At 72.1% G+C, this 15,013-nt stretch carries 9 protein-coding genes and 1 pseudogene; 6 read left to right on the plus strand and 4 right to left on the minus strand.

Annotation, left to right across the window (positions count from 1 at the left end):
- The first annotated feature begins 124 nt into the window (after positions 1-124).
- Positions 125-2,629, plus strand: a complete 2,505-nt coding sequence (locus tag AB0M76_RS32050) for an MDR family MFS transporter (protein ID WP_365956245.1) — start codon at positions 125-127, stop codon at positions 2,627-2,629.
- 33 nt (positions 2,630-2,662) lie between these two features.
- On the opposite strand, the gene AB0M76_RS32055 is transcribed toward AB0M76_RS32050, so the two are convergent.
- The 3 genes from AB0M76_RS32055 to AB0M76_RS32065 form a co-directional block, all read right to left on the minus strand.
- On the minus strand, positions 2,663-5,563 hold the full coding sequence (locus AB0M76_RS32055; RefSeq protein ID WP_365956246.1) for an AAA family ATPase: 2,901 nt from the start codon (positions 5,561-5,563) through the stop codon (positions 2,663-2,665).
- A 190-nt stretch (positions 5,564-5,753) separates the two neighbouring features.
- Positions 5,754-7,106 (minus strand): cytochrome P450, encoded by a 1,353-nt coding sequence (locus AB0M76_RS32060; protein ID WP_365956247.1) that lies wholly within the window; start codon positions 7,104-7,106, stop codon positions 5,754-5,756.
- A gap of 14 nt (positions 7,107-7,120) precedes the next feature.
- Positions 7,121-8,053: a terpene synthase family protein gene (locus AB0M76_RS32065; RefSeq protein WP_365956248.1), complete on the minus strand. Its 933-nt coding sequence runs from the start codon at positions 8,051-8,053 to the stop codon at positions 7,121-7,123.
- 789 nt (positions 8,054-8,842) lie between these two features.
- Here AB0M76_RS32065 and AB0M76_RS32070 point away from each other — a divergent pair.
- Positions 8,843-9,286: a hypothetical protein gene (locus tag AB0M76_RS32070; protein WP_365956249.1), complete on the plus strand. Its 444-nt coding sequence runs from the start codon at positions 8,843-8,845 to the stop codon at positions 9,284-9,286.
- A gap of 109 nt (positions 9,287-9,395) precedes the next feature.
- Positions 9,396-9,602, plus strand: a pseudogene (locus AB0M76_RS32075) (zinc ribbon domain-containing protein); the annotation flags it as partial.
- Between the two features lie 40 nt (positions 9,603-9,642).
- On the opposite strand, the gene AB0M76_RS32080 reads toward AB0M76_RS32075, so the two are convergent.
- Positions 9,643-10,452: a dienelactone hydrolase family protein gene (locus AB0M76_RS32080; RefSeq protein WP_365956250.1), complete on the minus strand. Its 810-nt coding sequence runs from the start codon at positions 10,450-10,452 to the stop codon at positions 9,643-9,645.
- A gap of 433 nt (positions 10,453-10,885) precedes the next feature.
- Between AB0M76_RS32080 and AB0M76_RS32085 the strand changes: the two genes are divergently transcribed.
- Genes AB0M76_RS32085 through AB0M76_RS32095 form a run of 3 tightly spaced genes read left to right on the plus strand, consistent with a single transcriptional unit; the run spans position 10,886 to position 15,000 of the window.
- Positions 10,886-12,352 carry a hypothetical protein gene (locus AB0M76_RS32085; RefSeq protein ID WP_365956251.1) on the plus strand — a complete coding sequence of 489 codons (1,467 nt, stop codon included), beginning with the start codon at positions 10,886-10,888 and terminating at the stop codon, positions 12,350-12,352.
- Positions 12,353-12,409: 57 nt separating this feature from the next.
- Positions 12,410-13,924, plus strand: a complete 1,515-nt coding sequence (locus AB0M76_RS32090) for a hypothetical protein (protein WP_365956252.1) — start codon at positions 12,410-12,412, stop codon at positions 13,922-13,924.
- Entirely contained in the window at positions 13,921-15,000 is a 1,080-nt protein-coding gene (locus AB0M76_RS32095) for a beta-ketoacyl-ACP synthase III (RefSeq protein ID WP_365956253.1), read from the plus strand. The genes AB0M76_RS32090 and AB0M76_RS32095 overlap by 4 nt, the downstream gene beginning before the upstream one ends.
- The last annotated feature ends 13 nt before the right edge of the window (positions 15,001-15,013 follow it).

Consider the following 15,013-nt stretch of genomic DNA (forward strand, 5'->3'; position numbering starts at 1 on the left):
GCGAGTGCCGATGAGCGCAGCGCATCCTGCGCTCATATGAGCACGAAGTTCGGCTCTTCCCGGCCACTGATCGATTCGGCCGATGTCCCCACTGGCGTTGGATAGTTGGACTATCCTTCTCCCCGTGGACCAGCTGATCGCCGAAGACCCGCCGCGCATAGGCCCGTACCGATTGATCGCCCGGCTGGGCGCAGGCGGCATGGGCCTGGTCTATCTGGGTCGCTCCGAGGGCGGCCGTACCGTCGCCGTGAAAGTCGTGCAGGCCGAGTACGCCGGGCACCCCGAGTTCCGCAAGCGCTTCGCCCGCGAGGTGGCCGCTGCGCGCAGGGTGGGCGGGAGTTGTACGGCGGCCGTGCTCGATGCCGATCCCGAGGCCGCCATCCCCTGGGTGGCGACCCAGTACATCCCGGGGCCCGACCTGCACGCCGTGGTCGCCAAGCACTTCGGGCCGCTGCCCGAGCACTCGGTGCACACCCTCGCCAACCGCCTCGCCCTCGCCCTCCAGGCCGTGCACGGGGCGGGCCTGATCCATCGCGACCTCAAACCGTCCAACGTCCTGGTCACCGTCGACGGCCCCCGCGTCATCGACTTCGGCATCGCGCGGGCGATGGACAGCCTCGCCGACGACCACAGCCTGCACACCCGCACCGGTATGCTCATCGGTTCCCCCGGCTTCATGTCGCCGGAACAGGTCCGCGGCCTCGAACTCACCCCCGCCAGCGACGTCTTCTGCCTGGGCGCCGTCCTCGTCTACGCCGCCACCGGGCGGCTCCTCTTCGGGGCCACCGACACCGGGCTCAACGCCCACCTCTTCCGGGTCGCCGAGGAGGAGGCGGACCTGACCGGCGTACCGGAGACGCTGGTCGACCTCGTACGCGCATGCCTGCACAAGGACCCGGCCCGCCGGCCCACCCCCCAGGAGGTGGCCGAACGTACGGCGACGGACCAGGCCGCGGAGTGGCTGCCGGGCACGGTCCTGGCGCAACTCGGTCGTCATGCCGCCGAGTTGCTGGACTTCGCCCCCGCGGTGCATGCCCAGGCCCCCGCCGAAACTGCCGCACTGCATCCCGGGCCGATGCCGCCCCCGCCGCCCGAGTACGCCCCGACGGCCGCCGGGCACTTCGATCCCGCGCAGGGGTTCGGCCCGCCCCCGGGACCGCCCCCGGGCGCCTGGACCGTACCCCCGCCCCGGGCCGCCCTCCCGGACCCGGCGTCCCCGCACCCCAGGCGCTGGTGGGGCCTGGTGGTGATCGCCCTGGCGCAGCTGATGGTGCTGTTCCAGGCGGCGAACTTCGACATGGCGATCCCGGCCGTCCAGGCCGACCTGGGCCTCTCCGGCGACGGCCTGGAACCGATGACCAACGCCTACTTCATCGCCTTCGCCGCGGTGCTGCTGATCGGCGGGCACATCGCGGACCTCGTGGGGCGCAAACAGACCGTGGTCGTCGGCCTGCTCGGATGTGCAGCCGCCTCGGCGCTCGGCGGATCGGCCGGCGAGTCCGGCACGCTGGTCTGGGCCCGCGTCCTGCAGGGCGTCTTCGGCGCGCTGCTGACAGCGGGCGCGCTGTCCGTGGTGGCCACCGGCTTCACCGACCCGAAGGAACGCGGCAGGGCCTTCGGGATCTACGCCGCGATCACCGGCGGCGGTTGGGCACTCGGGCTGGCCGCGGGCGGCTGGCTCCTCCAGGTCCTGTCCTGGCGCGGGTCCCTGTACGCCGCCGTCCCCGTGGCCGTGATCGCCCTGATCGGCGCGCTCACCCTGCTCCCCGACCGCACGGTCCGCACCTCCGGCCACTTCGACGTACTCGGCGTGCTGCTCGGCTCCGGCGGAGTCGCCGCCCTCGTCTACAGCCTCGGCGAGGGCCAGTCGAGCGGCTGGACCACCCCCCTGGTCCTGGCCCTGCTCGCGGGGGGCGTCCTCCTGCTCGTGGCCTTCGTGTGGTGGCAGACAGCGACATCGAGCCCGCTCCTGCCGCCGTATGTCTTCAAAGACCCGAACCGTGCCGGCAGCATCCTCAGCATGATCCTGGCCGGCGTCGGCATCCTCGCCCTGTACCCGGCCGTTGGGTACTACCTCCAGAGCATCTGCGGATTCGACCCCCTCATGGCCGGGCTGGCCTACCTGCCCATGGTCGCCGCCCTCATCATCGCCTCCACCCAGGTCTCCGCCCGCCTGCTGCGCCGCGCCGCGCCCCGCGTCCTGATCCTGGCGGGCATGGTGCTCACGGCCGTCGGGCTGCTCCTGCTGACCGGCCTGAGCGTCGACGGCTCTTATCCGACCGAGGTCCTGCCCGGCACGCTCCTCGCCGGCTTCGGCATCGGCCTGGCCTTCGTACCGATCTTCGCCATCGCGACCGGGGGAGTCGCCGCCGAGCACTCCGGTGCTGCTTCGGGAGCGATCACCACGGCCCAGGAGGTGGGTGCGGCGATCGGCGGGGCAGTGCTCAGCAGCGTCCTCTCCAGCCACCTGCGCGATGCAGCGTCGTCCGACACGGTCGGCGAGGACCTGCTGGGCGGCTACACCGCCTCGCTCTGGTGGGCGGCCGGCAGCGTGCTGCTCGCGGGCCTGGTCGCCGCGCTGATGGTCAGGGCCCGGGCACCCCGGGACGACGCCCGCCTGCCGCTGTGATTCCCACGGCGGCAGGCGGGCGTCGTCCGGCCGTCAGATTCCCAGGGCTCGGCGCAGGCCGAGCCGGTCGGTGCCCAGCTTGGTGAAGACCGCCGACAGCAGCTCCGACACCGCTTGAGCGTCGGTGTGCATCTTCGCCGCGATCGCCGTGTTGTCGAGGCCGAGGGCGGCATGCCCGGCCGCCGTGTTCTCGGCGACCGTCAAGGTGTCCTGCTCGAACGTGTGCAGACGGCGGGGGCGCAGCCCGGCTGACGCGAGCTGTGAACGGGCGCGGCGTGCAAGGGCATCGGCGCCGCAGGCGGCGGCCGTTTCCATGCCACGGTAGAGCTGCTGCGCCGCCCGGTGCGGGTCACCGAGGGTGTGCAGGGCCGTGCCGTGATCGATGAGCGCATGGGCGAGTTCGCAGGCGGCCGGGGACTGTTCGAGATGGTCCACCGCCTCCTGCAGCAGGACCGCCGCCTGAGCGGCGTCCGTGGTCGCCGCCGACACCCGCAGGGCGTGGCCGATCACGCTCGACGTGCCGAACGCACGTGCCCGGGACACCGCTTCGGCCGCCGTGGCGCTCGCCTGCTCGGGCTCGCGGGCCACCTGTGCCAGCGCCAGGTCGAGTTGCCAGGGGCTCCAGGACGGGTTGCGGGTGCCGCGCAGATCCAGGCGCTTGCCCGCCGCGGCGAGGTGCTGCACCGCCTCCTCCACCCTGCCCTGGGCCAGGAGGAGCTTGCCCCACACGGCCTGCGGGTCGGGGTAGACGACCGCCTGCGGGAAGCCGTCCCCCAGCTTGTACGTGTGGGCGACCCGCTGGGCCTCCTCGGTGTTCCCGCGGGCGAGCAGGGTCTCGATGAGGGTTCCGATCGCGTACCACTGCGCCGGGGTCCCGTGTCCGATGCGGTCGGCGATCTGCAGGCCGTTGCGTACGAAGTCCTCGGCCTCGGCGAGGCGCCCGCGCCGGAAGCGGACGTACCCGAGCAGGGTGTACACGAACGACAGGTGCGCGCCGCGCCAGCCCTTAGCCTCGAACTCGACGATGCCGGTGTTGAACAGGTCCTCGGCGCGGCCCGGCTGGTCGCAGTACATGAGGGTGACGGCGACGGAGGCCGGCACCTCGAATCCGAAGTCCTGGTCGGTCCAGCTCATGCCGCCGTCCAGCGCCTGTTCCGCGTACTCCAGGGCCGTGGTGGCGGGTTCGCCGCGCATGGCGGCGTCCCAGGCCCGCAGGCCCAGGATGTGCCGCTCGGCCAGGCCACGGCCGGTGAGCCGCTTGGCGAACTGGGCGAGGAGCCGGGAGCGGGCGGGCGAATTCTCCTCGTCGACCCGGACCGAGTTCCACTTGAACTGTTCGGCCTGCATCCGCAGCCGCGTACGGGAGCTCGTGGCGCGCTTGGCCTCCTCCGAGAGGAGGTCGGCGGCATCCGCCAGCTGACCGGTGTGGGCGAGGGCCTGGGCGAGCCGGTACGTGATCGCCTCCCGCAGGCTCTGTTCGGCCTTGGGCTCTTCCAGCGCGGCCCTGAGCTGGTTGATGGTCGTCACCGGATCGTGCAGGAGGTTGGCGGAGCCGAGTTCGAACAGCACCTCGGCCCGGTCCTCGACGTCCGGCGGCTCGCGCAGCGCCCGGGCCAGATAGCGCCGTGCGGCATCGGGCGCTCCCGCCGAGAAGCTGTCGCGGGCAGCCTGGCGCAGCTGCTGCACCACCCAGGGATCGCCGTCGGGGTGCATCTCGAGCAGGTGGCGGGCCGCGGCGGCGGCACCCTGCCCGTCGTCGACGAGAGCCTGCGCGGCCATGCCGTGCATGGCGACGCGGACACTGGGCGGGATCGAACGGTAGACGGCGGTGGCGATGAGCGGATGGAAGAACTCCACGACCTCCTTGCGCCGCAGGCTGGTGAGGACGGTCAGGATGCGGGCGCTGCGCAGTTGGTCGATGGCCTCGGAGAGCTGGGCCTCACCGAGGGCCGCCACACTGCCGACGATGCTGGTCGGGACCGCGGTGCCGAGCACCGCGGCGGCCCAGGCGAACCGGACGGTGGACGGTCCGAGCTGTTCGAGGCGGGCGATCAGGCCGCTGCCCTTGACGGCGGAGGCCAGATCGCGCAGCTCGGGGATGCTGTCCTGGTGCGGCTTCAGCTCGCGGTCGCGGCCCTTCATGGCCAGCTCGACGACCTCGAAGGGGTTTCCGCCGGTGATGGCCCAGCACTCCCGGCAGAACACGTCGTCGGCGCTCTGTCCGAGGGCGTCGCGCACTATGCGGGCCACCGCGCTCGTGGTGAGGGGAGCCAGCTCGTGCGGACGCGTCCCCTGGCGTCCCATCAGGGCGCGCAGGGCGCCGGCGCCGGCGGGGATCTCGTCCGGCCTGCAGGCCACCATGATCAGCATGGCCAGCTCCTCGGCCCGCGCCGTGAACGCGGTCAGCCACGCCAGGGACTCGGCGTCCGCCCAGTGCGCATCGTCGAGGACGAGGACGACGGGTGCGCTGCGCACCGTCAGATGGGTGACGACCCAGTCCAGGCCGTCGCGCACGCCCTGCGGGTCGGGCGCGGTGGGGACTTCCGGGGCGGCGGTCAGGCCGAGCGCCGGGGCGACGATGTTGTACCAGGTGCCGAGGACCTCGTGCCGTTCGGCCTCGGTCATGGCGGCGAACGCCGGCTGGATGAGCTGCCGCATCACGTGGAACGGCACCTGCTTCTCCTGCTCGCCGCCGCGGGCGAACAGTACGGTGCAGTTGCGCTCGGCGGCATGCCGGCGGGCCTCGGCGAGCAGCGTGGTCTTGCCGATGCCGGCCGCCCCCGCGAAGGTCAGCACACCCCCGCGGCGGGCGGCGGGACCGGTGTCCGTGATGCCGCAGAGATCGTCCACCGCACGGTGGATCGCGAGAATCTCGGGCTCCCGTTCGAGCAGGGGCTGGGACGCCCACCCTCGCGGTTCCGTGACATGTGACATTCCTGCCCCCTCCTGCGCGTGCGGCCGAGTGTACGACCCAGGGGACGAGAAATTGCTGCTTAAGCACATTATTGCGGGATCACGTCACTCGTACGGGAACGACGCTGTATCCTCCGCTGACGTCACGAGCGGTGTGACGTCAGCGGATCGGTGAACTCGCCATGAAATGAACCGGATCGCCGGTCCCCCGTCAATGGCGTGAAACAGGGATCATGGGCAATTCGCTGGGCTGGGGTATGCCCGCCGGGAGTTCACGCACCGTCACACCCGGGGCGGGCACCAGCTTCCACCGGGACGCCACGGTCGCCACCGCGGTCAGGATCTCCGCCACGGCGAACGCATCACCGATGCACTTGTGCTGGCCCGCCCCGAACGGGATGAACCGGTGGGGCCGAGGCAGCTCGTCCCCGTCCTCCTGCCAGCGGTCCGGATCGAAGGCCGTGGGATCGCGGAACAGCGCGGGGTCCCGGTGCAACGCGTACGGGCTGTAGGCCAGTTCCGCCCCGGCCGGGATGGAGACACCGCCCAGGGTGAGGGGCTCCAGGGACCGCCGGGTGAAGAGCAGCGGCGAGTGCAGGCGCAGCGCCTCCTGGAACACGTTGTTCGTGTAGGTCAGCCGGGGGAGGTCGTCGGGGCGGACGGGGCGCGCGCCCACCACCGCATCGACCTCGGCGTGGAGGCGCTTCTCCACCTCCGGATGCCGGCCGAGTTCATGGAAGATCCAGGCCAGGGTGGTGGCCGGGGTCTCCGTCCCCGCGAACATGATCGCGATGACCTCGTCCCGTACCTGCTCGGGGCTCATCGTCGTGCCCGTCTCGGCGTCCACGCTGGACAGCAGCAGGGAGAGGAGGTCGTGCCGGTCCTCCTTCTCGACGCCGTACTGCGCGATCACCTGGTCGATGACGCGGCGCAGGCGGGCGGCCGCCGAGTCGAACCTCCGGTTGGGCGGGATGGGCAGCCGGTCCAGGGATTTGGGCATGACCACGCGCAGGAGCATGCCCTCCAGGACGATGGGCAGCGACCGGTGCACCTCCGCGATCGCGGCCCCGCTCAGGCCTCCCGAGAAGGTCATCTCCGCGACCGAGGCAAGCGCGTACCGGCGCGTCTCCGTGAGCATCGAGACCTCGCGGCCCGCGGTCCACGAGGCGCACATCGCCTCCGCCGCCCGGCCCATCACCTCGGCGTAGCCGGCGATGTGGTCGCGGTGGAAGGCCGGTTGCACCATGCGGCGCTGTTTGCGGTGGAAGTCCCCGTCGGTCGTCACGATGCCGTTGCCGAACATCGGGCGGAGCCGCTCGAAGATCCTGCCGCGGCCGAACTGCTGGGCCTGCCGGACCAGTACGGCGTGCACGTGGTCCGGGCTCGTGAGCACGTGGACGGGCCAGGTGCCGATGTCGAGGCGCACGATGTCGCCGTGCTCGCGCAGCGATTCGAGGAACGCGATCGGCTCCCGCCACAGGGGGAGTGCGTGCCCCAGGAGCGGTAACCGTCCCGGGGCCGCGGGGGCGTGGACCACAGGGCCGGGATGTTCCGCGTGGGTCATGGATCGACTCCCTGTCATGCCACCGAGACCAGGTCCGGGCGGATGTACGCAGACTCCAGCCCGGCTGCGAACCGTTCGTCGCTGTACCGTGTGCACTCGTAACGCTGCCACAGATCCGTGCCGATCATCCAGTCCTCGTAACTCCGCACGCACCGGGTGACCGCCGCACGTACGGCTGGTTCCATCTCCCCCTGGGCGTCCATGACTTGAACCAACCGTCGTTTCGCTGCCACGTAGTCCTCTATGCGGACCTGGATACGTTCCCAGGCCGCCTGGACGGCGTCCGGGAGGGAGCATCCCTCCCAGGAGGAGATGAGGGAGACGAGGTTGTTGTTGTCCCCGCAGGCGTGCTCCTTCCGCAGGGAGAACACGTCGTTGCCCCACGAGATGATGTCGACTGCGCTCTCGACGACCGCCTGGAAAGCGGGGAGGTCGTGGATGCCCTGCGGCACATCGATTCCCAGCCCGGCCTCGACCATGTCCATCATCGGCAGCAACTGGGAACTGTGCCGGCGCATGAGGACGTAGTCCTGGATCGAAGGACGCCCGCCGGACCGGCGATTGCCCGCCTCCTGGTCCAACGACCGCAGCATCAGCGGGACGTGGGCCCGGTATCGGGCCGCGGTTCCCGGGGACATCCCGGCGAGGATCCGGTCGCACAGGTCGACGAATCCGTTCACCAGCGGATTGCGGCGCGATGAGGCCCTGTTGGTCCTGCCCGTGTCCAGATACTGGGTGATGGCATCGGTGACGGGCCGCCAGGCCGCAAGTTCACCCGTCCTGATGAGATGATCGTGCTGATCGTCGAGGACGAACGACCAGGCCATCCACTCGGCGAGCAGGACGATGGTGTCGTACGGCACCTCGCCGCTCACCCGCCCCGCAAGGTGACCGCAGCCGATGCCGGCGAACTGCTCCGCGGCATCGGTGACGAGCTCGTGGCGCAACGCCCATGACGTGGCCCCGGCGTTGGCCCGTGCGGCCAGTGGATGCTTGGAGTTCCCGAACGGGAGATGAAAATCGGGAACAGGGAATGGGTCGAGCCGGGCCATTGATCCCCCCACGGAAGAGTCGGATTCGCCAATACCCGCTCAATGTACGATCGTCATGGCACGTGCGATTTCCGAGCACCCTGCTGGTGCGGCGCCGTCACGGCCCCACAACCGCGACTGTTCGGAATGAACCGGTCGCCAAGCGACCAGATCCCGCCCACACACGACTACATCAGGCCACCCGTGAACTAATTAACTCGCAGGGCGCGGCGCACTGTCAATGTAGGAAGTGGGGAGATACTGAATTCGCCGTGAAATTACCGAAGGAATATTCGCTGCGGATGTGCGGGCGGCATAGTCACCCCGAGCGGAGGTTCGCGCGAGGGGCGTGGGGGACTCCCCGGACGGGGACTCGTTCGATGCACGCTCGGCCCCGGAGCTGCTCATAGGCCTCTTCCGGCCACTGATACGAGCGCGGGAGCACCGACCCCGGGTGCGCAGGTGCGCAGCGCGGGGTGGATGCTGCGCACGGGGCGCCGACGTCCTGCGTGACGAAGCTCCTGACGCATCCGATGGAGGTGAACTCCGCTGGGATCAATGGCTGTTGAGGGATCGGCGATGGCCGGGCGAAGCCAAGTCGGGGGATCGTGCGAGGGTTTGGCGGATGGCCGAAGACCGCCGTGCACCTACCGCAAGCTCCCTACACTGCGAAGGGACGCGGCCGTCCGGGAAAGGGCGGGGAACATGATCGAGCACCATGCGGCAGACCCGGGGGACGGCCAGGAGGACGATGTTCTGGGCCCCTATCTGGAGGTCCTGCGAGCACGCCTGAACAGGGAGCGGTTCGAGGTACTCATCAGGGCCGTCCAGGCCACCTGCGCGCTGCTGGCCGACGGACGGGAGGCCGTCCTGGAGGTACCGGGCGACACCGACCTCGCCCCCGATCTGCAGCGCGAGTACCTGTCCCTGATGGCGGTCATGATCACGGGCCACCTCGACCACCGCCTCGTCGAACTGGCCGCCCCCGACGGCGGCAAGGGCTGGGCGGTCGTGGACAACACCCGCCCCCACCAGCACATCGCGCCGTCCTTACCGCCCTGCGATGCGGCCGAGCAGGCCTGGATCGCCCAGGAGCTCGACGGCATCGCCCGCGCCACCGACGACACGGGCAGGACGCGCGGCGGTTGACGCACGCTCGGACACCTGCCGTGCCGGGCGCGTCGGTACGACGGCGGGCCCGGCCGGGGCCGCCCGCTACGGGAGCGCGGCCGGAGGCTCGGGGCCGCCCGCCAGGCGTAGCGCCGGTCGGGCGACGATCCCCGTGGACCCCCGCAACACCTCCCGAACCTGCCCCGAGTGCGGGCACGTCTCAGCGGAGAACCGCACCACTCAAGAAAAGTTCCACTGCGTGGCCTGCGGCCACCTCGCGCACGCCGACACCGTCGGAGCGATCAACGTTTTGAACCGGGCCGGGCTGGTCCGCTGCAACGCCAACCCGGCGTAACAGGAAGCCCCGCCATTTATGGCGGGGAGGAGTCACCCCGTCAGCCGCCCAGCCGCTCGTGCAGAAACGCGGTGACGTCCGCCCGGGCCTTCAAGGCGGGGTGGTCCGCCGGGGTTTCGCGGACCTCCAGGGTGAGGACGGCATGGGCCAGGCGGCCGAAGCCGTCGCCGTTGTCCGGGGCGGAGCTGAGCCGGATGACCTTGAAGGCGTCCCCGAGCCGGGAGCGCAGGGTGTCGAAGCGCTCCTCAGGGGCCATCCAGTCCCCACTGAAGCGAAGCCCCATGACGCAGAGGCCATTGTTGCGCGTGCGGTCGACGACGCGCTGGAGCTCGTCCTCGGAGACACCGGCGTCCGCGCGCTGCGCGGCGGTCAGGGCGATCGGGGCCGAGGGCTGGCTCATGACGGGGGCCAGGACGGAGTCGTCCACGGCGGCGGCCAGGGCGAAACCGCCCGTGAAGCAGAGGCCGATGACACCGACCCCCGCGGCGGGGGTACGGGCCGCGAGGTCGCGGGCGAGGGCCCGGAGGTAGTCGGCGACGGGCCGGCGGGCGTTCGTGGCGAAGGCCCGGAACTCCGCGGAGACGCAGATGCGGGCGAAGACGGCCGCGGTCCGGGCGACGGAGACGGGCTTGCCCGGCGTGCCGAACAACGACGGCATCACGACGGTGAATCCCTCGCCCACCAGGTGCTCGGCGAGGCCGAGCACCTCGGGCGTGATGCCGGGCAGCTCCGGCAGGAGCACCACGCCGGGGCCCTCGCCCTTCTCGAAGCAGTCGTACGTGAGCCCCTCGGCGGAGAAGGGAGCCCGGTGCCATCCGGCGAGGGTGGCGGTCGGTGCGGTGCCTGTCATCGCTCCTGCTTTCGGTCGGAGTCGAGGGGTGGTCGGGTCCTGGCGTCGGCAGCCGACTGTACGCCGCGTCCATGCCAAGCAGTTCGCCGGAGCCCCGCCCCGCCGGGCGGCGTCCTGGAGCCGATCCCGCCGCCCCCTCCCGACCCGTGGCGGAGGCCGTGGGCGGGGCGTGTCAACCGGGAGGGGGTGAGGTCATCCTCCCGGGCGCGGCCAACCCCGTCGGGTGAACCGGGCGCCTGCCGGATCCGCCGTCGCCCCCGTGGGCAGGGGCCCGCGAGGGGCCTGCGAGAGGGTCCGGGCCGGCGGCCGCACGGCGGCTGACACGCGGAAACGAGGGTCCGGCCGCGCGGAAAGGATCATATTCGGTGCCACGATTCCCCCGCACACAGCGGGCAAGGCTGCAAAGCCTTTGCACAGGATGAGAGGTAGGAAAGTGGCGCCTCAGGTGGTCGACGAAACGGCTCAGCGTCTCCCCACGCGGAAGGGTCCGGATGCCGCCGCCCAGAGCGCGGCCCCGGCCGCACCCGCTCCGGCGGCGCAGGAACCGGCCCCGGAGCGGATCGACTCCGAGCTCCTCATCGCGGCGTCGGTCCTGCTCGCGGACGCGGCCCTGACGGCCAAGCAGTCCGGCGCGGAGCTGACCGGAGCCCTGTTCAGCTGGCGGTTCGGGCTGGAGGCGCTGCGGCGCCCCGGCTGGGCGCTCGGTACGGCTGCCTCCTGCGCCCAGGCGCTGACCGCCTCCACCGGGCTCGGGTTCGGGGCCAACGGCGGCCTGATCGGCGAACTGGCCCGGATGGCCGGGAGCATGACGTACCGCCGCCCCGCCAAGGTGGCCATGGCCGTGGACGCCTTCGCCCTGCGGATCAAGGCGGCCGCGGCCGATCATCCGGGCCTCGACTCGCCGGCCGCACGCCGCCTCACCGACGCCATGGTGGCCGGGAACCGGCTCGAGGCGCTGCGGGCGATGCACGGGCTGATCGAGCTGCTGGGCGTGACCCGCGCCCTGACCACGGTGAGCCCCGTGATCATGGAGCTGATGGCCCTGCTCGGCATGCTCGACGAGAACCCGGTCAACGACGACTTCTCGTGGGTGACGCTCGCCGGGGGCGTGCCGACCACCGACCCGATCCTCGGACTGCCGAGTTCGGTCCTCAAGTTCCTCAACCCCGGCCCGGGCCGCGCCGAACGCGCCGAGCCGGACCCGATCCTCGCGAAGGTGCTCGCCACCTCCCGCAACGACATCGTCAGCTACGTGAACGACATCGGGGCCCTCGGCAACCACGGCCTGGTACTGCTGCGCCGCGTCGCATGCGCCGACGGCGCCGTACGGTACGTGCTCCTGCTGCCCGGCACGAGCTTCGGGCTGCTGAGCAACAGCACCCCGCAGGACCTCGTCGGCGCGTTCGACGGACTGCTGCGCACCGACACGACGTACACCCGTGCCGCGAAGAAGCTGCTCCGGCGGGCGGGGTTGCCCACCGGCTCGGAGCTCATGATCGTCGGGCACAGCCTGGGCGGGATGACCGCCATGAACCTCGCGAGCGACGTGGAGGTCTCCTCCACCTACCGGGTCACGCACGTCGTCGCGATCGGCTCCCCGATCGACAGCAAGCGGCCCGCCGACCACACCACGCAGGTGATCAGCCTCGTCAACAAGCACGACGTGATCCCGGGGCTGGACGGGCGCGGACCGGCCTCGCCCAACGACATCCCCGACAGCTGGGTCGAACTGGCCTGGCTCGACGAGTCGTACGACTACCCGCTGTCGCACGCCCCGCAGGCCTATTCCGACGCGCTGCGCGGGGAGTTCACGCACTACCGCGAGCAGGTCAACAAGCTGATCGGCGCATACGACGGCGAAGTCGTCGGCAACCAGCCGTACATGCTGCGCGACAAGTGATCGCAAATGACCTCAGTGATCACAAGTGACCCAAGGGACCACAAGGGAGACCGACCGATGACCACTGCCGAGAGCCCGGCCACCACGGCGCGACGTCCCGCGACGGCCTGGCCCCTGGAGAACGCCGTGTTCAGCGCGGCGATGGTCGCCCAGCGGCTGCCCTGGGTGGACGCCCCGGCCCGCGCCCTGGGGCTGGACGCGCTGACCCGGGAAGGGGTGACGCACCGGCTGCTGGCGTTCCTGCGGCACACCCGCTCCGGACGGCCGGTGCAGCTGCGCACCCCGTTCGGGCCCTTCCTGCTGCCGCTGGCCGCGGCCGACGCCGCAGGCCTGCTCGCCCGGGCGGACGAGGCGGGGGCGCTCGCACCTGCGGTCGGCCTCACGGCCGGCGGGCAGCGATACGGCCTGTCGCCGCACGTGCCGCTGCCCCGGGACGCGGCGGTTCCGGCCGCCGAGCTGCGCGCCCTGCTGGCCGAGGACGTGGACCGGGTGATCGCAGCCCGGCGTGGGGACGGCACGCTGGAGTGGCACGACTGGCAGCGCGGCATGCAGCGGCTGGGCCGGCGCGTGGTGGCGGGCGCCACAGCCGTCGAGGACACGCTGCTCAGTGAGGTGCTCGCGGCGGCGACGGCGGCTGCTGACAGCAGGTCGTACGAGGGCCGGGCCACGGCGCTGCGGCGCCGGCTGGCACCGTACCTGGCCGCTCCGGACCCCGCCTCGCTGGCGGGTCGGATGTCGGGGCAGGGCGCGGGCCGCCAGGGCACCGAGCCGGAGGAGGCCGTACCGGCCGTCGCGCACGCGCTCGCGCTGGTCTCCGAGGCCGCCGCGGGGACCGTGCTCCAGGCGCTGGCCCTGATCGCCGTGGGCGCCGCGGAGTCCCCGGAGGCGGCCGTGGCCGAGGCGCTGCGCCGCTGGCCGCCGGTGGCCGCGGCCGTGTACCCCGTACGGGCCGACTTCGTATGGCAGGACCTCGAGGTCGCCGCCGGTACCGAGATCCTGCGGGTGCCCGGCTGGCTGCGCGGCCTGGACGGCGAGGGCCGCCCGGACCCGGGGCCGTCGGGGACGTCCGCGACGGCGCTGACCTCGGGGATGCCGCCGCTGTGCGGGGCTCCGACGGGGTGTGCGGCGACGCGGTTCGCGGCGCTCGTCGCCGAGCAGGTCGTACGGGCCGTCACGGAGGCGGCCCGCCCGGTGGTGATCGCCCCGCAGTTCACCGCGGACCGGCTGCCGGACTCGCTCGATCCGCGGACGCTGGTCGTGGCGCTCGAGGACCTCGCCGCCCGGCCGGGCGACGGGCGCGTGACGGTCGGCATGCCGACGGCGGTGCCGGTCTCGGCGTTCGGCTACGCCCCGGCGGCGTACGGAGCCCTGGCGCACGCCAGCGCCGACCGGCTGGAGCGGCACGCGGAGAGCCTCGCGGCCTGTGCCGGGAACAGCGGCTGGAGCACCGACGAGGAGGGGGAGCGGTTCCGCGTGGCTCTGCTGAGCCACGCCGAGCGGTGCGCGACGGCTGCCGACGGGGTTCGGCGGGCAGCCAAGCGGCTGACGGACCGAGGCGGACGGGATTCATGAACACTTCGGCAAACATCCCCGCGGCCGCGCCCGCCGCAGGGTCTGCGCCCGTGCCTGCGCGCGGCCGCTGCGCGGTCCTCGCCGGGCTCGGCGCGTACGTCCCGCCGCGCGTCCTCACCAACGCCGAGCTGTGCGGGCAGCGGCCCATCGGCGACGAGTGGATCCGCACCCGCATCGGTGTGGGGAGCCGGCGCATCGCCGACGGGGAGGCCACCGTCGACCTGGCGGTACGGGCCGGCCGGCACGCGCTGACGGCGGCGGGGGCGTCCGCGGTCGACGCGGTCGTCCTGACCACCATCTCCCCGGACCGGCTCGTGCCGGCCGGGGCCCCGGAGGTCGCGGCACGGCTCGGGCTGGGCACGGTGCCGGCATTCGACCTGGCGTCGGGCTGCAGCGGGTTCCTGTACGGCCTGGGCGTGGCGTCCTCGTTGATCACCGCGGGGGCCTTCGACCGTGTCCTGCTGGTCGCCTCGGACGTGTTCAGCGCATTCGTCGACCCGGAGGACTGGCTGATGTCTGCCATCTTCGGCGACGGGGCGGGAGCGGTGGTGCTGCGCGCGGGCGAAGCCGGCACACCGGGCGGGTTCGGTCCCTTCGATCTGGGCAGCGACGGCGCGCAGGCCGATCTGCTGGAGATCCCCGGCGGCGGTGCCCGGGCCAGGAAGCGGCAACTGACGGCGCCGGAAGAGGAGTTCTCGCCGTACTTCCGGATGGACGGGCCCGTCGTACGCAAGCAGGCCGTCGTCGGGATGTGCGACTCGGTGACGCGGGCCCTGGACAGGGCCGGTTGGCGACTGGCGGACCTCGACCTGCTGGTCGCCCACCAGGCCAATCAGCGCATCCTGGACGGACTCGCCGCCGAGCTGGGCCTGGCGCCCGGGCAGGTGCTGTCGCACATCGAGAGGTACGGGAACACGGCGGCCGCCTCGGTGCCTGTACTGCTGGCCCAGGCGGCCGCCGCCGGAACGCTGTCGCCGGGCCTGCGGGTGGCGCTCACCGCGTACGGCGCGGGACTTGCCTGGGGGTCGACCACCCTGGTCTGGCCCGAGGTGCGGGCGGTGACCGAGGGCGGATGAGCCGTCCCCCAGA

Source organism: Streptomyces sp. NPDC051364 (genome assembly GCF_040682115.1).
Classification (GTDB): Bacteria; Actinomycetota; Actinomycetes; order Streptomycetales; family Streptomycetaceae; genus Streptomyces.